The 18,745-nt window shown below is 40.7% G+C and carries 16 protein-coding genes and 2 pseudogenes; 12 read left to right on the forward strand and 6 right to left on the reverse strand.

From position 1 onward, the window contains the following. The first annotated feature begins 240 nt into the window (after nt 1-240). From CIK86_RS01205 to CIK86_RS01225, 5 genes are read left to right on the forward strand one after another with little or no spacing between them, the layout of a single operon-like run. The gene (locus CIK86_RS01205; RefSeq protein WP_086998067.1) at nt 241-1,698 is read left to right on the forward strand and encodes a HAMP domain-containing sensor histidine kinase; all 1,458 of its coding nucleotides are present in this window, start codon (nt 241-243) and stop codon (nt 1,696-1,698) included. Between the two features lies 1 nt (nt 1,699). Continuing rightward, a complete protein-coding gene (locus CIK86_RS01210) occupies nt 1,700-2,242 on the forward strand; it encodes a hypothetical protein (protein WP_011327319.1) in 543 nt (180 codons plus the stop codon). A gap of 2 nt (nt 2,243-2,244) precedes the next feature. After that, the gene (locus CIK86_RS01215; protein ID WP_011327320.1) at nt 2,245-3,594 is read left to right on the forward strand and encodes a sigma 54-interacting transcriptional regulator; all 1,350 of its coding nucleotides are present in this window, start codon (nt 2,245-2,247) and stop codon (nt 3,592-3,594) included. A gap of 24 nt (nt 3,595-3,618) precedes the next feature. Next, nucleotides 3,619-4,119, forward strand: a complete 501-nt coding sequence (locus CIK86_RS01220) for a DUF1543 domain-containing protein (protein WP_086998070.1) — start codon at nt 3,619-3,621, stop codon at nt 4,117-4,119. Nucleotides 4,120-4,152: 33 nt separating this feature from the next. Further along, nucleotides 4,153-5,310 (forward strand): murein transglycosylase domain-containing protein, encoded by a 1,158-nt coding sequence (locus tag CIK86_RS01225; protein WP_254910759.1) that lies wholly within the window; start codon nt 4,153-4,155, stop codon nt 5,308-5,310. Nucleotides 5,311-5,333: 23 nt separating this feature from the next. Here the strand turns inward: CIK86_RS01225 and CIK86_RS01230 are convergent, their stop codons facing one another. Further along, nucleotides 5,334-5,552 (reverse strand): hypothetical protein, encoded by a 219-nt coding sequence (locus tag CIK86_RS01230; RefSeq protein ID WP_086998076.1) that lies wholly within the window; start codon nt 5,550-5,552, stop codon nt 5,334-5,336. A 142-nt stretch (nt 5,553-5,694) separates the two neighbouring features. Between CIK86_RS01230 and CIK86_RS01235 the strand changes: the two genes are divergently transcribed. After that, nucleotides 5,695-6,945, forward strand: coding sequence for a multifunctional CCA addition/repair protein (locus CIK86_RS01235; protein WP_086998079.1), 1,251 nt, complete (start codon nt 5,695-5,697; stop codon nt 6,943-6,945). 18 nt (nt 6,946-6,963) lie between these two features. Here CIK86_RS01235 and CIK86_RS19185 read toward each other — a convergent pair whose 3' ends face one another. The 3 genes and pseudogenes from CIK86_RS19185 to pdsR all read right to left on the reverse strand — a co-directional run bounded on the left by CIK86_RS19185 (nt 6,964) and on the right by pdsR (nt 10,104). Next, entirely contained in the window at nt 6,964-7,128 is a 165-nt protein-coding gene (locus CIK86_RS19185; RefSeq protein ID WP_011327324.1) for a hypothetical protein, read from the reverse strand. Nucleotides 7,129-7,278: 150 nt separating this feature from the next. Next, nucleotides 7,279-9,415 (reverse strand): annotated as a pseudogene (gene pdsS / locus CIK86_RS01240) (proteobacterial dedicated sortase system histidine kinase). Beyond that, the gene (gene pdsR, locus CIK86_RS01245) at nt 9,415-10,104 is read right to left on the reverse strand and encodes a proteobacterial dedicated sortase system response regulator (RefSeq protein WP_011327326.1); all 690 of its coding nucleotides are present in this window, start codon (nt 10,102-10,104) and stop codon (nt 9,415-9,417) included. Before pdsR ends, pdsS begins: the two are co-directional and overlap by 1 nt. 202 nt (nt 10,105-10,306) lie before the next feature. On the opposite strand from pdsR, the gene pdsO reads away from it, so the two are divergent. From pdsO to CIK86_RS19320, 3 genes and pseudogenes are all read left to right on the forward strand, one after another. After that, nucleotides 10,307-11,041 carry a sortase-associated OmpA-like protein PdsO gene (gene pdsO / locus CIK86_RS01250; protein WP_086998082.1) on the forward strand — a complete coding sequence of 245 codons (735 nt, stop codon included), beginning with the start codon at nt 10,307-10,309 and terminating at the stop codon, nt 11,039-11,041. A 26-nt stretch (nt 11,042-11,067) separates the two neighbouring features. Then, nucleotides 11,068-13,062: a marine proteobacterial sortase target protein gene (locus CIK86_RS01255; protein WP_086998085.1), complete on the forward strand. Its 1,995-nt coding sequence runs from the start codon at nt 11,068-11,070 to the stop codon at nt 13,060-13,062. A gap of 62 nt (nt 13,063-13,124) precedes the next feature. Then, nucleotides 13,125-13,547, forward strand: a pseudogene (locus CIK86_RS19320) (class GN sortase); the annotation flags it as partial. Here CIK86_RS19320 and CIK86_RS01265 read toward each other — a convergent pair. Next, entirely contained in the window at nt 13,547-14,536 is a 990-nt protein-coding gene (locus tag CIK86_RS01265; RefSeq protein WP_140391198.1) for a DMT family transporter, read from the reverse strand. The pseudogene CIK86_RS19320 and the gene CIK86_RS01265 overlap by 1 nt on opposite strands. Nucleotides 14,537-14,654: 118 nt before the next feature. On the opposite strand from CIK86_RS01265, the gene proB reads away from it, so the two are divergent. The 3 genes from proB (at nt 14,655) to gltX (ending at nt 17,817) form a co-directional block, all read left to right on the forward strand. Beyond that, nucleotides 14,655-15,758, forward strand: a complete 1,104-nt coding sequence (gene proB / locus CIK86_RS01270) for a glutamate 5-kinase (protein WP_086998093.1) — start codon at nt 14,655-14,657, stop codon at nt 15,756-15,758. Between the two features lie 176 nt (nt 15,759-15,934). Further along, nucleotides 15,935-16,294 carry a glutaredoxin domain-containing protein gene (locus CIK86_RS01275; protein ID WP_011327332.1) on the forward strand — a complete coding sequence of 120 codons (360 nt, stop codon included), beginning with the start codon at nt 15,935-15,937 and terminating at the stop codon, nt 16,292-16,294. Nucleotides 16,295-16,332: 38 nt separating this feature from the next. Beyond that, nucleotides 16,333-17,817 carry a glutamate--tRNA ligase gene (gltX, locus tag CIK86_RS01280; protein WP_011327333.1) on the forward strand — a complete coding sequence of 495 codons (1,485 nt, stop codon included), beginning with the start codon at nt 16,333-16,335 and terminating at the stop codon, nt 17,815-17,817. Nucleotides 17,818-17,915: 98 nt separating this feature from the next. On the opposite strand, the gene CIK86_RS01285 is transcribed toward gltX, so the two are convergent. Beyond that, nucleotides 17,916-18,677, reverse strand: coding sequence for an IS5 family transposase (locus CIK86_RS01285; protein ID WP_096317075.1), 762 nt, complete (start codon nt 18,675-18,677; stop codon nt 17,916-17,918). Nucleotides 18,678-18,745: the final 68 nt, after the last annotated feature.

Raw genomic sequence — 18,745 nt, forward strand, 5'->3', positions numbered from 1 at the left:
ATTCAGTTGCTTATGGTTTTTGGTGTTATAGGTTAAGCAAGTTTTACAGGTATCTGTGTGTTTTTTGCAACGAAATTTGGCTTATAAATAAAGAAGCAATACAAATCAAAGAGTTGAGTTGTTGCTGTTTGGCAACAAGCGGCTTTACAGTACGAATAACAGATATGTAAATTGATTCAGCTAGTGTATAACTTAAACGCTTAATAATAGGCTGTTTAAAGTTACTAAAGGATGGATGCAATGCCAGCAATGATGGCTGAAAAATACAAAGCAATACTTAATTGGCGCCCTAATTTAATTAGCCAGTTTGTAATGAGTATGCTGCTGTCGTTATTACCCTTATCGTTAGTGGTTATTGTATTTTTAAATGCGCTTAATAAGCAGTTAGCTGTAACTCAGCAAATTGTTAGTAATAACTACCAAGTAACTAAATCGTTTAATATTTTAAAACAAGAACTCAATAGTTTAGAGCGCGCTACTCGGCAAAATTGGGTGCTAAAAAGTGAGTCACTCGATACGCTCATAGTTGATAAGTGGCAAGCATCGCTACAAAGTATTGAAGATCTTACACGTATAGCGCCCAGTAAAAGTCACACCGCACAATGGCAGCGTTTAACGAATACTCTGCAACTAGCACACACTCAACTTGTTGAACAAAAACAACAGCAGGTAGCCTTGTTTTTACCTATTAGCGATTTACTCGCCGAACTTACCTTATGGTTACGCGATAAAAGCGAAACCCAAATTACTAATAATCAAAAAGAAATAGCGCAGTTACAAACTTCATTTATTAACTGGCTGGTGGCGCTAATTCCGCTAACACTCTTAGTAGGAGGCGGTTTTTTGTGGCGTATAAGTGGCCGCTTAAAAAGCTTGACTAAAATTATTGGTAAATTAGGGCAAGGTGACTGGCAACAAAAAATAGCCGTGCAAGGCTCAGCAGAGCTAGTTGAATTAGGTAATAAATTACAATGGGTGCAAGCTCAGTTACATATACTTGAGCAGCAAAAAGACACCTTTTTACGCCACGTTACCCACGAACTTAAAACACCTCTAGCCTCAATGGTCGAGGGCACCGACTTGCTCAGCGATGAAATAGTTGGCCCTATAACTAAAGAGCAACGCGCTGTACTTGAGCTTATTAGCCAGTCTATGGTGCGCCTTCGTACTATGATTGACAGCCTACTTAGTTATAACGCGATTCGTACTAGTAAAGACAGCGTAAGTGAGGTTGAGTTTAATCATTTAATTAATAAAATTAATAGTCATTTTGAGCACCGCCTAACAGCCCGAGAGCAAACCCTTATTTGGCATAACAACTTACCTAATAAGGCGCTTGCGTTACCTGGGGAGTTAATTGAAATGATTTTAGTGCAATTAATTTCTAATGGCTTAAAGTTTTCACAACACGGGCAGGCAGTATCTGTAGCGTTAACCTTTGAGCACAGTAAGCTAAAAATGGCGATAAGCGACGAGGGATGCGGAATTAAAGAGCACGAAAAAGCACATGTTTTTAGCGCATTTTATCAAGGTAAGCATAGCAAAAATGTTACGCTACAAGGCAGTGGCTTAGGCTTAACTATTGTTAAAGAGTCAGTAGAGCAATTAAACGGACAATTATTAATAGAGCAAAATGAACCCCAAGGTTGTCGATTTTTAATTACGCTTCCCATAATAACAAATCAAGGAGTTAACTAGCATGACCTCGCGTTTAATGGCTATTTTATGTGTGTGTGGCAGTGCCATCATTTTATCGGGGTGCAAAACTAATAACCCCCAACAGCAAGTGGTTGATAGCCCAGTGGCGCAAACTCAAACTAAAGTAACGAGCGATAAAAACAGCCAGCCAAGCCCAAAGCCTCGGCCTAAAAGCGATCCTATGTATCCCCCTGCGGAGCAAGTAATAGCCTGGCATGCTAATAAATGTGGTGGTTTTAAGTTAACCCCAGATAACAAAGATTTTGTTGGCGAAAAAGAACTAAAAAACTTTTTTCAATTTATGTGTTTAAACACTAGTAGCGATCCTAATACGGTAATGAGTAAATTACTTAAACTTGACCAAGCTTACTATTGGCCAGATGATATAAAACAGTATTTATGGCTACAAAAACAACAAGTAACACTACAAATAAATGCTAAAAAAGAGCAGCAAGCACTTAATAATAAAATGCAACAAACGCTCTCGTCATTAGCAACCATAGAGCAGCAACTGTTATTACGCGAAGAAACTAAGGAGCAGTAGTTATGCCAGCAATAAAACCGCAAGGTGCAAAAGTATTATTAGTGGATGACGATGCCAGCTTATTAAAATTGCTCGCTATTCGTATCGAATCAAAAGGCTACGAGGTTACCACCTGCGAGAGCGGCCTAATTGCGTTACAAATATTAAAAAGCCAAGTGTTCGATGCCGTAGTAACCGACCTGCGCATGGACGAAATGGATGGCATGGCACTGCACCGCCAATTGCAAAGCCGCTATCCGGCATTGCCCGTTATTATGATGACAGCGCATGGCTCTATTCCTGATGCGGTAGAGGCTACCAAACAAGGCATTTTTGCATTTATTACCAAACCAATAGATAAAGACGAGTTATTCGACAGCTTAGCAAAAGCGATAGAAATACATGGCGTAAATGCCGATGAAATAATACCCACTAGCAATATAGTTACCCGTAGCGGCGCTATGCTACATTTGCTAGAGCAAGTTAAACTGCTAGGGCCAACGCAAGTTAACGTATTAATATCGGGAGCCAGTGGTACGGGTAAAGAGTTATTAGCTCAAGCTATTCATCAGCATAGCCATGTAAGTAAAGGCCCATTTGTAGCGATAAACTGCGGCGCAGTACCGGGTGAACTGCTAGAGTCAGAATTATTTGGTCATAAAAAAGGTTCGTTTACTGGGGCAATAAAAGATCACCAAGGACTGTTTCAACAAGCTGAGGGAGGCACCTTATTTTTAGATGAAATAGGTGATATGCCGCTTAATTTACAGGTTAAGTTACTGCGCGTATTGCAAGAAAAAACCATACGTCCAGTCGGCTTTCAAGAAGAAATAGCCATAGATGTTCGCATTGTATCGGCAACTCATAAAAACCTCCCCGAAGCGATTATAAATCAGCAGTTTAGGGAGGATTTATACTACCGCTTAAACGTGGTTAATTTAAAACTCCCTCCTTTGTGCGAGCGTCGCGAAGATATAAGTCTACTTGCACAATACTTTAGCGCCAGTATTGCAAAGCGAATGAAGCAAAGCGAAAAACACTTTGCCAACGACGCCATGCACGCACTCGTGCGTTACGACTGGCCAGGTAATATTCGCCAACTTCAAAACGTGGTAGAGCAAGTTGTAGCACTTACCCCAAGCGAAGTTATTTCAGAGCATTTAGTGCTAAGTGCATTAAATAGCAACGAAAAAAATGTAGAGCCATTGTCGCTAAACGACGCTAAAAAAGAATTTGAACGCGACTACGTAATAAACACCCTTAAAATGGCTGGTGGAAATGTCGCCGAAGGCGCAAAACTAGCTAAACGTAACCGTTCAGATTTTTATAAACTGATTAAAAAGCACAATATAGATGTTGATAATTTAGCTTAAATAACCAATTTATAGGAACTAAACATGCAGTTATTTATGGTGTATTTAGGTGGGCGAATTCAGGGCTGTCATATAGAAATGCACGACATTCGTTTTGTAGTTGGGCAAAACATTGAGCAAACCTATACTAAATTAAAAAGCCAATGGGTGGGCGACAAAAACAGCGTGCATATGGATAGCTATATGGCAATTAACCACATAGATGGTTATAAAGTTACAGTAAGCGACACGCCCGTTGAGCAAACTAAACAGCTTTACTTTGTAAACTTAGGCGCCTACAGAAGCGATTTAATGGCTGAGCAACACGACTTTGCACTGTATGTAGCAAGCAGTAGTCAAGAGGCCAAACAGCGCGCTAAAAACGATTTACTCGCTGGCCTTAGCCATATTCATAAAGATGATTTACACGACGTAGACGATTGTTTTACAATAGATTTACTCGACAGCCAGCTTAGTATAAAACTGACCCCAAGTGGGCAAGCACAAAAAATTAAACCTGATTGGTTTGGTTATCATGTATTATAGTGCGTATATTTTTTAGTTCACCACGGATGTTTTGTGAATAAAGGTGTATTTCTATTTCTATTTCTATTTCTTATGTTGGGTGGTTGTAAGTCAGTAGGTGGCTTAGCGCCAGTAGAAGATCTTAATAAGCTGATTAAACAAATTAAAACAGATCCAAGCGATGTGGTCGCAATTCAAAGACAAGCAACTAAAACGCAGCAATCTATAAATCAACAAGTTGGAAGTGTTAAACAGTTATTAGCCACATTAAAAGTTGTAGTAAATCGCAAGTGGGGGAAAGAAAACTCTCAGCAACCTTCTAATAAAAAATATGTAAAATATAGTAACGATTATCAGGCAAGGGCTATTATTGATTTTGAACGTAGTACGGTAGTAGTTGAAACAATAGCAACAAAAAACACGAGTGATCTTTTAACACAAGCAATTGTGATGACACTATTAACGTCAAGTGATCCAGATAAAACTGATATTTTTACAAGTGAAGCCCCTATTTTAGGTGGCGAACCTTTTTTATACCAACAAGTTTTGGATGAAGATGGGTTACCAATTAAATATCAATGGCGAGCTAATCGTTTTGCTCGTTATTTAGTAAAAACAGATTTACAAAAAACACGTCGTTATGGTCATACAGTTGCTTCAGTAACATTTCCATTAGTAGAGCAAAATGCCCACTTACGAAAGCAAAAATATAGTGAATATGTATTAGCCGCCGCAAAAAAATACCAAATATCTGCATCTCTTATTTATAGTATTATTGAAACTGAAAGTAGTTTTAATCCTTATGCTGTAAGTTCATCAAATGCATATGGATTAATGCAAATAATCCCCGATAGAGCGGGTAAAGATGTCTATCAAAAAATTAAAAAGGTAAATGGGCAACCAAGTAAAACGGTATTATTTAATCCACATAACAACATAGATATTGGTACTGCGTACCTAAGCGTATTAAGAGATAGTTATTTAAATAAGATACAGACTAAGCAAAATCAGCATTATGCGATGATTTCTTCTTATAATGGTGGTGCGGGTAATGTATTAAGAATATTTAATCAAAATAGAACTATAGCGTTTTCAAAAATAAACCAACTCAGTTCAAGCGAGTTTTTTCATATATTAACAACTAAGCATTCTAGAGCAGAGTCTCGTCGTTATTTAGAAAAAGTAACTGCAGCAGAGCTAAGATATAAATAATAACAAAGGCGAGCTATAAGAGATTACTCATCACGCTCTTTTTCTTCACTTTTGGCTGCCATTTTAAACGCAATAATTACTAAGCCAAACATTGCAAATGGTAGCGCTGCTAACATGTATTCAATCATGTTACTGTCTTGATAATCTGCTTGCATAAAAAAGTGCCCCACCACACACATTAAAATAACCACCAGTAATATAGGCAGTAGCATGAGTTCTTTTTTTGCAGAGTGCTTTTTCATTGTTGTTATGACTTTAGCTAAAAATAAAGCGCTATTGTAATGAGCAAGTTAGCGGTAGGTCAAACTACTCAGACTTTTAATATGGTTTTGGGTATAATTAGTACCATTAATTGCAGTTTTGGTATTTGTTTTTGGAGGTTACGTGGATAAAGCATTGGAGCAGGTTTACCTAGTTGGTGGTGCAGTGCGTGATTTACTGCTAAAAAGAGCATCAAATGACAACGATTATGTTGTTATTGGCGAAACGCCACAGACAATGGAAGCGTTAGGCTTTGTGCCAATAGGTAGCGACTTTCCGGTTTACTTACACCCAAAAACCAAAGAAGAATATGCACTTGGGCGCACTGAGCGAAAAAGTGGTAAAGGCTATACCGGTTTTGTGGTTGATGCCAGCCCAGATGTGACTCTAGAGGAAGACTTAGCCAGACGTGATTTAACTATAAACTCTATGGCGCTCGATGCTAACGACAATATAATTGACCCATTTAACGGCCAACAAGACCTTAAAGATAAAATACTGCGCCATACAACAGATGCATTTGTAGAAGACCCAGTGCGGGTGTTGCGTATAGCTCGCTTTTTAGCCCGTTTTGGCAGCGAGTGGCGTATACATCCGAGCACTTATGCGCTAATGCAACAGCTTAAGCAGCAAGGCGAGCTTAATCATTTAGTGCCAGAGCGAGTATGGTTAGAGACCGAAAAAGCCCTGGGTGAAAAGCATCCCGAACTTTATTTTCAAGCGTTGCAAGGCTTAGGGATTTTTCCAGAGCTTGAGAAAATGGTTAATGTGCCGCAACCTAAACAACATCACCCCGAGGGTGATGTGTTTGTGCATACCATGTTAGTACTTAGGCGTGCAGCCGATTTGAATTTTGATTTAGCAACGCGTTTTGCTGCATTAACTCACGACTTTGGTAAAGCGATCAGTTTTAAAAAACGCGGTAATTTACGTGGCCATGAACGAGATGGGGTTGCTGTAGTTGAACAGTTTTGTGAACGCTTAAAAATACCTAATTGCTTTCGCGATATTGGCGTACTTACTAGCGATAATCACACTCTTTGTCATACATTAGAGCAATTAAGGCCCGAAACGGTTCATAAGTTAATTGTGACTAATTTAAACGCCTTGGTTCATCCACAACGTTTTATTGCTTTTACTCAAGCATGCCAATGCGATGCACAAGGGCGCGGCGAAACACTCGTAGATAAACCTTACCCGCAAGCAGCTAAGCTGCGTGCTATTCATGCAGAACTATTAAGGCTAGATAAAAAACAAGTGGTACAAGCTGCACTTAACAGCGGCAAAAAAGGCCCAGAAATAGGCGAGGAAGTTAAACAAGCGGAAATAAACTGTGTAAAAGCGTTTTTAACACGAGAAAAACAGGCACAGTGAGTAGGGCATTAAAAGTAATTAAATTAAGTAACTTGATGTGCTGTTATCTTTATTGCACTGGCGCTGCGTTACTTTTTTATAGTTGCGGTTTTGGCTCTGCTCGCTTACAGGTTTAGTGCTTGTTGTTGGCCTATATAATTCAAATATAAAATCTAGCTCTTCTTGCTCTAATAGTGGGTGCATGATTAAACCTTAGCTTAGGGTGATTAGCGCTAGGTTAGGGTCTTGCCACTGAATTAAAAGTGAACAGTTACATTTTAACTCTTACTAAATTGTAACCCAAAAAAAGCCAACCCAGTGGCGAGTATTAGTTAAGTAAATTACAACCCACTTTTACTTAACTAATGGCAGGCTTACAGTAAACACTACGCCATCGCCCTGTTGATTGTTTTTAGCGGTTACACTGGCATTATGGTAGTCGCACACCAACCTTACAATATAGAGTCCTAATCCTAAATGTGGCTGTTGCTGCATTTGCTGGCTACGCACCGACACCATAGAATCAAAAATATGCTCAGTTAAACCGACAGGTAATAATGGACCATAATTCCCTACGGTTAAAATTGCTGCACTGTCGTTTTGTTTTAAGCTAACACTAATTGGCTTTTCTGCGTGGCTAAATTCAATTGCATTATTAATTAACTTATCGAGCAGTTGCGCTATAAACTCTGGTGCGCCTTGCATAGGAAGCGCAGTTTGGCATATATCAAGTGTAAACAGCTGCTTAGGGTAAGTAAGCTGGTAGCCCTGCATGCAGCCATTTATTACTTTTTGTAAGTCGAATGGCTCAGGCTCATTGCTTTGAATACTTTGCTCTAAGCGAGTGGCTTCGCTCATGGTGGTAATAATTTTACCTAAGCGTTCAACGCCTTCACTGGCACGATCTAAGTACTTTTGACTCAGCTCGCTTTGTGGTTGCATTTGTAGGTTTTCGAGCGATGAGCGCACTACCGCAACAGGTGTACGCAACTCGTGCGATAACCGCGACGACATATTTTCTAAATAGTTAGTATAGCCACCAAGGCGGCTGACTATATTAGCAAAGCTGCGTGATAGATCGCCAATTTCGTCATTAGCATCGCTGTAATTAATACTGCCAGTAACTCGCCCTTGTGCATCTATAGCTTGCTCTGCAGTATCGCGCAAACGCCTAATACGGCTCGATATTCGAGAGGCAAAAAAGAATAACGTTACTGTGCCAATAAGCATCACGGCTAAAATAACGTTAAATAATTTTTCGAGCGATTTATTACGCAGCGTACGTACGCCATTGGTAGTTTCTTCGGCTATTACCGCGCCAATTACTTTATCTTGGATCCAAATAGGGTAAGCAGCCGATAAAATAACGGCTTTACTGTCGGGGGTTAATCGCCACGATGATGCAGGCTGGCCTTTTAGTGCTTTGGCTAAATGACTGCCTTGCATAGCTGCTACGTCGTGCAGAGTATCTAAAAATTCGTTTTCGGGGCGTGTTAAAATTTTATAATAAAGGGGATGCAAGTAGTTTTGCTCAAACTGTTGCCACCAAGTTTCAGGAGCTTGATTGGCAAGGCCGTCAGCCCATACGCCATCGGCATGATGAATCGAGCCCGATTGTGCTAATACTCTATGATGCTTATCAACCACCCAAATACGGCTGCCACTGTGGCCCATGCCTTTTAAAATACGATTAATTTCGGGAGAGGGCACAAGTACTGAACCTAAATCGCTGGGGTTATTTAAGTTTGAGGTCGACATTATTTTAGGTTCTAACAAGGGCTCTTTGTTATCTACATCAACAATGGCAAAGCCAAGCTTATTGCCAAGCATACTAATAGGAAAGCGTAGCTCAATATTGTAGCCAGCCGCCGTACTGCTAAAATAGCCCTGAATTTTTGTAAAGGGTACTTTGCTATCTGCATTAAAAGCGTTTACCCAGCCATCTTGCCGTGGCGCAATAATATAGCGGTTAAACTGCCCATCAGGTGTTTTTAAGCCAATTTTTAAATGGTCGTTATTAGTAATACTTAAACTGTTTTTTTGGCCGATAAACGAGTTGGTTATCAGTTACTTTAAACAGTGCATAAAGGTAATTATCAAACTTTCCTACCATGTGCTCAAACGACAGATCGCTGGCTTGATGCTTGTTGTCGGTTTTTTGTAAGTAGCGTTTGTCGTATTGCCAAAATAATGCCTGATAGCTCTCCCAATCTGTGAGCTTACCATCGAGTTGAATAGGATTTTTAAGGTTGTACGCGTATAGATCGCGGCCCTTTACAACTTGATCTAAAAAACTAGTTTGCTGATCAAATAATGCAGGGCGTTCATGCAGGGCAGTGGCGAGGGCACGGGTAGTGCCTACTAAGGTTTTTTCTTGGCCTTGGCGTAAAAACTTTTCCATTTCCCACACATATTCGTAGCCCAACCAGGGCAATAAAAATAAAAAGCAAGAAAGTAAAATAAACTTACTACGTAGGCCAAATCGCAACATTAAATTTGCTCCCACCTGTAGCCCATGCCATACACTGTATCTATGCAGTCAAAGTTACTATCGAGTGCTATAAATTTTTTACGAATACGTTTTACGTGTGAAGTTATGGTGCTGTCGTCTACATAAATTTTAGCATCACTCATTAATTCATTACGGCTTTTAACATGTCCGGGGCGCTGTGCGAGGGAGTGCAACATCCAAAATTCGGTTACTGTTAAATCAACTAATAGTTGTTGCCAAAACACCTGCATGCGCTGTGTGTCAAGCGTTAGCGGCCCACGAGTTATAAGTGCATTTTCGTCGGCAGGTTGCTTAAGTGCTTCCATACGACGAAATAGCGCACCAATACGCGCCGCTAAATGAGCCAAACTAATATCTTTTGTGAGGTAGTCGTCGGCGCCCATACGTAGGCCGCATACAGTGTCTATTTCGCTATCACGAGCGGTTAAAAAAATAATAGGCAGCGTTTTAGACAGTGATCGCAATGTTTGGCACAGCAAAAAACCACCATCTATTTCATTACCTAAGCCAATATCAACAATGGCTAAATCGGGCAGGGCATTTTTAAACGCCGCTTCTGCGCTACTACGATTTGCATACCCCGTTACCTGATAACCTTGTGCGCTGAGCATTTCAGTGTAGTTTTCGCGAATGGCGGGTTCATCTTCAATGATGGCTATTTTTTTCATTTCTGGGTTTATCCTCTTTATTACCAACGCACTATAACGAAGTTTTTAAGCTAAGTACGCTTAAAAAGGCAATTGCCTTTTTTTTGCCACAATTGCTCAGTGGTTTGCCATTTTTGCTCCCCTTTGTTGCCACTTGAGCTTGTTTTAATACACCCATCAAAACAAAACATCATAAATTAAAAAGTAAGTTTAAGGATCAATCATGAAGAAGACATTAATAGCGCTAACCCTAGCGGCCGTTTTTTGCGGTCCCGCATTAGCATCAACCTCTAATAAAACGGCTATAAAAGAAGCGCACACCGAAACCGCAATAGGCTTAGGAGCGGGCGCTATTATAGGTGGTGTAGTAGGCGGCCCTATTGGTGCTTTTGTGGGAGCATTTGCTGGTGGTTTAATAGGCGATGCAAAAGTTGCTGATAACAAAATTGCCCAGCAACAGCGTGCAATAATTGTAATGACAGAAAAAACCAACGACTACCAACACCTGCTTAGCCATAACAGCCAGTTAGAGCAACAAATCGAAGTGCTTGCTAATCAAAATGAGCAGTTAACACAATCGCAAATTAATAATTTACTTGCCATGACAGTACAGTTTAAAACCGGCTCACGTGTTATTGCGCCACATTTTGCATTGCAGTTAGACCAACTCGTTACGCTTTTAAAAAACCAGCCACAGTTAGCGCTCGATTTAAGTGGGTTTGCCGATCAACGCGGTGATGAACAAGCCAACCTTTTACTTTCAAAAGCACGTGTAAATGCGGTGCAAAGCTATTTAATAAAACAGGGCGTAAGTCACACGCGCTTAAGCACGCAAGCATTTGGTGAGCAGCAAACACTTGCTAAAACTAACACAGTAGAAGACAACACGTTTGATCGGCGGGTAACCCTTACTACTCGTTTAATAAATCCTGTAAATAGCCAAACAGCAAGTAATTAAATTAAAGCCTTCGATGGAGTGATTTTATGTTTTTTTTGAGTAAACCAAGCAAAGTGCTTACCCTTAAATGGGTAAGCCTTTTTACACTGGGTATACTGGTGATGTTAACGAGCTTTAAAAGCCACGCACACTCTCCCAAGTTAGAACTTTTTGATAGCAGTGGCGCACAAGTAGGCCCTGCAATAATATTAAAAAGTGATGCAAATATGACATTAACCGGACTTATAAATCATGTTGTAGTTAAACAAACTTATCAAAACCAAAACCCGTTTGCTGTTAATGCGCGTTATGTGTTTCCGCTGCCCGATGAAAGCGCAGTACATGCTATGACTATGCGTATTGGCGAGCGAGTAATTAAGGGCCAAATTGATAAAAAAGTGGCGGCCGAAAAAAAATACGCAGAAGCCAAACAGGCCGGCAAGCAAGCAGCACTAGTACGCCAGCAACGCGCAAATATGTTTATTACAAACGTAGCTAATATAGCCCCTGGGGAGCAGGTTATTATTGAGCTGGAATATCAAGAAATAATTGATTACAGCAGCGGCACCTTTACAGTGCGCTTTCCGGGCACAATCACACCGCGTTATCATGTAACCCAAGGTGAAATTGACATAAATAAAGAAAGCCAAAAACCAACTAACTCGCTACCACATGGTTGGCTAAGCCCAGTTTATAGCACGCAAAAAAATGACGATAAGCCAAGTAGTCAGTTTAATTTAAACTTAGATATAGACGTAGGTTTAGAGCTGGTAGATATAAATTCTAAATTTCATAATGTAAATATTCAAAACACTGCATTTGGACAATACTCAATACAGTTAAATGAGCAAAATGCGCTAAACCGCGACTTTGTGCTGGAGTTTAAACCACTGCAAAAAGAGCAAGCCCAAGCTGCATTTTTTACCGAGCAGTTTGAAAATGGCGAGCGCTACGGGCTCGCTATGCTAATGCCGCCTGCAGATAACTTTATAACAACGCAGCGATTAGCCCGCGAAACAGTATTTGTAGTCGATACTTCGGGCTCTATGCATGGGCAGTCTATGGAGCAAGCTAAAAACGCATTGTTTTATGCGCTATCGCTGCTAGACAGTAACGACAGTTTTAACATTATAGGGTTTGATAATGTAGTAACCCTAATGAGCGATAAACCTTTAGTTGCAAGTGGCTTTAATTTACGCCGCGCAGAGCGCTTTATATATGGGTTACAAGCCGACGGCGGTACAGAAATACAAGGCGCACTTGATGCCGTTTTAGATGGTTCGCAGTTTGATGGTTTTGTACGCCAAGTAATATTTTTAACCGATGGTAGCGTAAGCAACGAAGATGCACTGTTTAAAAGTATTCAAGCTAAATTAGGCGATAGCCGCTTATTTACAGTTGGTATTGGCAGCGCCCCCAATAGCTTTTTTATGCGCCGTGCGGCAGATGTAGGCAAGGGCTCGTTTACTTTTATAGGCAGCACTAGCGAGGTACAACCTAAAATGCAGCAGTTATTTGATAAGCTCGCACATCCTGCAATTACTAATTTAGCGCTAAGCGATGAAAACGGTAATAGCCTAGACTTTTGGCCTTCGCCACTGCCAGATCTCTATTTTAATGAGCCAATAATGGTGGCTATAAAGCTCAATAATGCTAGTAATGTAATATTAAACGGGCAAACTGCACAAGGGCCTATTAGTATTAACCTGAACATACAAGCAGGCTCAAATGCTAAAGGAATTGCTAAGCTGTGGGCTCGTCAAAAAATTAAGTCGTTGCTGCTCTATAACTCACAAAATGCAGTTAAAGACGAAGTGCAACAATTGGCGCTTACTCATCAATTACTCAGCCCATTTACGGCTTTTATAGCAATAGAGCAAACACAAATTAATCCAATAGCAGAACAAACAGCTAATGCTACTAACGCAGTTCCTCAGGGTATGGCAATGCGTTTGCCACAAACCGATGGGCAAAGCAAAGTACATATAATATTAGGAATTTTATTGTTAAGTGGGTTTGTGCTAGTAAGGCGTTTTAAATGAAAAAGTGGCTAAGCGCGGGGCTATTAATACTTGGTTTGGGGTTATTTGGTCATGGCGCTTACATGCAAGGCAAAGCATGGCTGGCGCAATTACTAATTGAACAGGCCTGGCAGCAGGCTCTTAAAACGCCTGAAGTAAAAGTTAAGCCATGGTTTTACGCCGATAGTTATGTAACCGCACAATTAAATTGGCCGGCGCATAATGAAAAACTCACCGTATTAGCAGGTGCTAGCGGGCGTAATTTAGCCTTTGCGCCCAGCCACTTTTTACCCGCAGCAGAGCTTGGTAGTAAACAAGCTGGGGCACTCATTGCAGGGCATAACGACACTCACTTTGCTTTTTTACAGCACGTTAAAGTGGGAGAGCAGTTTACCCTGCAATTACAAAATGGCACCTTGCAGCATTATAAAGTAACCGGCAGCGAGGTAATTCATGAGTCAGAAAACACATTTTTACACACTGCACAATTGTATTTACTAACGTGCTACCCTTTTGACGCGTTAGCATCGGGAACCGAATTTAGGCTATTGGTTTCGGCCGATATGATATCGGAGGTAGTAAGATCGGTGGAAATATCCTCGCCCGACTCGGCGCTGGGGATATCAACCACTAATTCTTGATGACGTTGGCTGATCATTACGCCAACAAATACCACAAATATACTCAGCCACTGCCACAAGTTAAGCACTTCATTTAAAATGATGGCCGAAAGAATCAGCGTAAATATAGGAATTAAATTTGAATAAGCCGCTGCGGTTAATACCGATACCTTACTAATAGCGTAGTTATACATACCATAACCGCCTAAAGTAACAAACGAGCCTAAATATAAAATACTTAATAAAGCGGTTATATTGTGTTGATTTTCGCTTGGTAGGTCGATAAAAAGCAAAAACGGTGCAAAAAATAAACTGCCACTAATGCCTTGCAGCGCTATAAGCGTTAACGGAGAATAACGACTCGCTAAGTGTTTAATACAAACGGTATAAAACGCCGCGCATACCATAGCCATAAGTTCTAAAAAATTACCTAATAATGGGTTAGGTGCTTGCTCGGAGTTTGGTGAAAGCACAGTGAGTAAAATGCTGCCACCAATACAAAAAGTAAAGCCAATAATAATAGATTTACTGATGTATTCTTTAAGCATAAAAAAAGCCAGTACGGCAATAATAATAGGCAAGCACGACACAATTACCCCCGCCTGCGATGCCGAGGTATATTCCATTGCATGGCCTTCAAATAAAAAGTACAAGCAAGGCTCAGCCAGCGACATAGCAATTAAATACTTCCAGTCGCCAACTCTGTATTCAAAGCGTATTACATAGCGCCATAAGCACAGCGATAAAAATAATGTGGTTAGCATGCGTAAAAATATCACCAAAGCGGGGTCATAAATAGCAATGGCATACTTAAGTGCAATAAAGGAACTACCCCATAAAAAGGTGGCAATAATTAAACATAAACTGGCAGGCATAGCAGGTAATTTACACAATTGAATAAAATCAGATCCTAGCATGAATATATTTTACTTGTTGAAAAATACCCAGCTGGTATAAATAAATTCATCTTTAATTATTCAGTAGTAAAAATAAATGCAAAGGGATCAGGTAATCGTTGTAAAGCTAGGTACAAGTGTACTGACTGGCGGCACCGATAAGCTAGATAAAGCGCATATGGTTGAGCTAGTGCGCCAATGTTGTGAGCTTAAAAAGCAAGGGCATCACGTTATTTTAGTTTCGAGCGGAGCCGTGGCGGCCGGACGAGAGCAATTACTAAAGCCCTGTGGCCGCAGCGTAATAGATAAGCAAATGCTAGCAGCAGTTGGTCAAGGCCAGCTCATTCATATTTGGCAAAGCTTGTTTGCTTTGTATGGTGTAAACGTAGGGCAAATGCTGTTAACCCGCGCCGATGTTAACGACCGAGAGCGCTATTTAAATGCCCGCGATACGCTAAATGCATTATTAAACTACGACGTAGTGCCCATCATTAACGAAAATGATGCGGTTGCTACTAGTGAAATAAAAGTAGGCGATAACGATAATTTATCAGCGTTGGTGGCTATTTTAGCTAATGCCAATAAGCTGTTATTGCTTACCGATCAAGAAGGGTTATTTACCAGCGATCCGCGCACTAATGCCGATGCCACATTAATTGGTGAAGTGACCCACATTAACGACGAATTGCGCCAGCTTGCTGGTGGTAGTGGCACAAACTTAGGCACCGGCGGTATGGCAACCAAACTGCAAGCAGCCGACATTGCAAGGCGTGCAGGGGTTGAGGTTATAATTGCAAAAGGCTCGGGTAAAAATGTCATTTTAAAATGTATGAGCGAGCAACTGCCCGGCACACGTTTTTTAAAGCTCACAGCGCCAAAAGAAGGGCGTAAAAAGTGGTTACTCGCTGGACCTAAAAGTAGCGGACAAATTGTTATAGATGCCGGTGCAATAACTGCGCTGCAAACTAAAGGTGCAAGCTTACTTGCTAAAGGCGTGACTAATGCGCTGGGAACATTTGAGCGCGGCGATCTAATAAGTGTAATAAATAGCGACAAGCAACTTATTGCTCGTGGGTTAACCCGCTTTAGCAGCAGCGAAGTTAATAAAATTAAAGGCGCGCACTCTAAGCAAATAGGTGAGTTACTTGATTACGATGGCGGGGCAGAAGTACTGCATCGCGATGACTTAATTTTACTGTAATAAAAAGCAGTATAGCTGAATAAATAAGCTCCCATTTTAGTAGCTAAATAATTAACCTGACCCGAGGTTGAGCTTACAAAACTCAAATATACTGGCTGAGTATATTTGAGCTTTTTTGCTGCTATTTTTGTGTTAAAATCTGGCACCTTAAATTTGTTGTAAATAGAGTGCAGTTAATGAAATTAGTTCGTTGGTTATTAGGAAGTATAATTTTATTCTTTAATTTTGTATTTACGCCACGTAGTAAAAAACGTGCTCCAGAAGTGCAACAGCAGCTTGATCAGCAAACCGCACAATTTAAGCTTTATCAATTTAAAGCATGCCCGTTTTGTGTAAAAGTGCGCCGTGCTATTAAGCGCGAAGGCCTTAAAATAGAAACGCGTGATGCAAAAAGTAATGAGCAATATCGTCAAGAACTGCTAGAACAAGGCGGAAAAGTTAAAGTGCCTTGTCTGCGCATCGAGCAAAATGGCCAAGTAACTTGGCTATACGAATCAAACGATATTATTGCTTATATAAACAAAGTAGCAGCATAAATAACTTTACCATCTCACTTATTAAAAGAGACATTACCATGACAATTCGCACCCGTGTTGCCCCGTCGCCAACTGGCGACCCGCATCTTGGCACCGCTTATATCGCCTTATTTAATTACTGTTTTGCTAAACAGCAAGGTGGTGAATTTGTACTTCGCATTGAAGATACCGACCAAGTACGTAGCACTGCCGAGTCAGAGCAAGCAATTATGGATAGTTTGCGTTGGTTAGGACTCGAGTGGGATCATGGCCCAGATGTGGGCGGTGAGTTTGGCCCGTACCGCCAGTCTGAGCGTAGCGATTTATACAAAAAATATGCACACCAACTCGTTGACGACGGCAAAGCATTTTACTGTTTTGCAACAAGCGAAGAGCTGGATAAAATGCGCGAAGAGCAAATGGCAGAAGGTCTACGCCCTAAATACGACGGCCGTGGCTTAAACCACACAGACGACGAAATTAAAGCAAACCTAGCAGCGGGTAAACCTTACGTTATACGTATGAAAATCCCTAGCGAAGGCACTTTTAAATTTAACGACTACCTACGCGACGAAATTGAGATCCCGTGGGAAAACGTCGATATGCAAGTGCTATTAAAAGCTGATGGCTTCCCAACTTACTTTTTAGCGAACGTAGTTGATGACCACCATATGCAAATTAGCCATATTTTCCGTGGCGAAGAGTGGATTAACTCAGCGCCTAAACTATTAAAACTTTACGAAGATTTTGGTTGGGAAGCGCCAGTACTTGGGCATTTACCGCTACTGCGTAACCCAGATAAGTCAAAACTGTCTAAGCGTAAAAATCCAACCTCTATTAACTACTATAAAGAAATGGGTTACCTGCCAGAAGCCGTGCTTAACTATTTAGGCCGCATGGGTTGGTCAATGCCAGATGAGCGTGAAAAATTCACTCTTAACGAAATGATTGAAAACTTCGACATGAAGCGCGTATCACTAGGTGGCCCAGTATTCGACGTAGATAAACTCAGCTGGTTAAACGGCATGTGGATCCGCGAAAACCTAACTGACGAGCAGTTAATTCAGCGCTTTGTTGATTGGAAGTTTAATGGCGAAATGCTAGCTAAAGTATTACCAGAAGCCAAAGCACGTATTAACACATTGTCGGACTTAGTTGACTTAGCAGGGCACTTTGTAGGCGGTATACCTACTTATGATCCTGCGCTATTAACCGCGGGTAAAGCCGATGAAGACGTAATACGCCAAGCACTACAATTTTTTGTATGGCAGCTAGAAGGCCTACGTAGCTTTGATAAACCAGCTATTTTTGCCATTGCAAAAGAAGTAGCAACGTTCCACGAGCTTAAAATTAAAGACTTTTTAGAGCCGATTTTTGTGGCAATTACGGGTAAAACGTCATCTACCTCTGTGCTTGATGCTATGGAAATATTAGGCTCTGACCTATCGCGTGCTCGTTTACGTGTAGCATTGGCGCATTTAGGTATTTCTAAAAAGCAGGCTAAAAATATCGAACGTGCCTACCGCGAATACCCAAGTGCATAATTGCTAAATAATGCATTTTTAAAAGCCGAGCTTAGTAAATAAGTTCGGCTTTTTTGTTTCAGGTTGTTTAGGGTCTGTTGATCTTTGTAGTACATATATCAATCAGCCCACATTGGTAGCCACATCATAGTAAATGCTAAAGCGAGCATTGAATGATAATTTCGTTCAAGCTTTTCATACCGCGTGGCTATCCCTCTATATTGCTTAATACGGCCAAATGCATTCTCAACCAAGTGCCGATATTTGTACATGCACCAGTCAATATCTTCATTGCCTACTAAACTGTTGCCCTTACGTGGAATAACGGGTGTAGCGTTATTATCACGAACAAACGCTCTCAGTTTTTCACTGTCGTAGCCTTTATCTGCGACAACCATATTACTTGTTGGGCAATTAGCTACGAGTGACTCTGCATGGACGATATCATGCGTATTTCCACAGGATAATTCATAATAAACAGGCAACCCTCCGCTATCGACTGCAAGATGAATTTTCGTAGAATTTCCACCTCGGCTCTTTCCAATTGATTCATTGTCAGCAGTTCTTGCACCGCAACTCTGTTGATGAGCCCTGACAATACTGCCATCAATGAAGACCCAATCCATGTCCGCATCACGAGATAATGCGCGAAACAGTTCATTCAAAATCCCTTTTTTGGACCATAAATTAAACCGTCTGTAGATAGCACTCCAACGGCCAAAATCAGAAGGTAAATCTCGCCATGGAATACCTGTGCGCATCTTATACAGTATGCCTTCGAGCGTTTTTCTATGGTTGGGCTTATTATAAATTCGACCACTTAAGTACATTACTTTTGATAAGACATTCCATGTCCCGTCTGTTAACATTAATCTTGGCATGTAGGTTCGGTGTAAAGTTTTCTGGCGAATTCAATTATACCTTATCTTCATGCTGTTTGTTTTTCATA

It is taken from the genome of Pseudoalteromonas sp. JB197, from assembly GCF_002332205.1.
GTDB classification, from domain to species: Bacteria; Pseudomonadota; Gammaproteobacteria; order Enterobacterales; family Alteromonadaceae; genus Pseudoalteromonas; species Pseudoalteromonas nigrifaciens.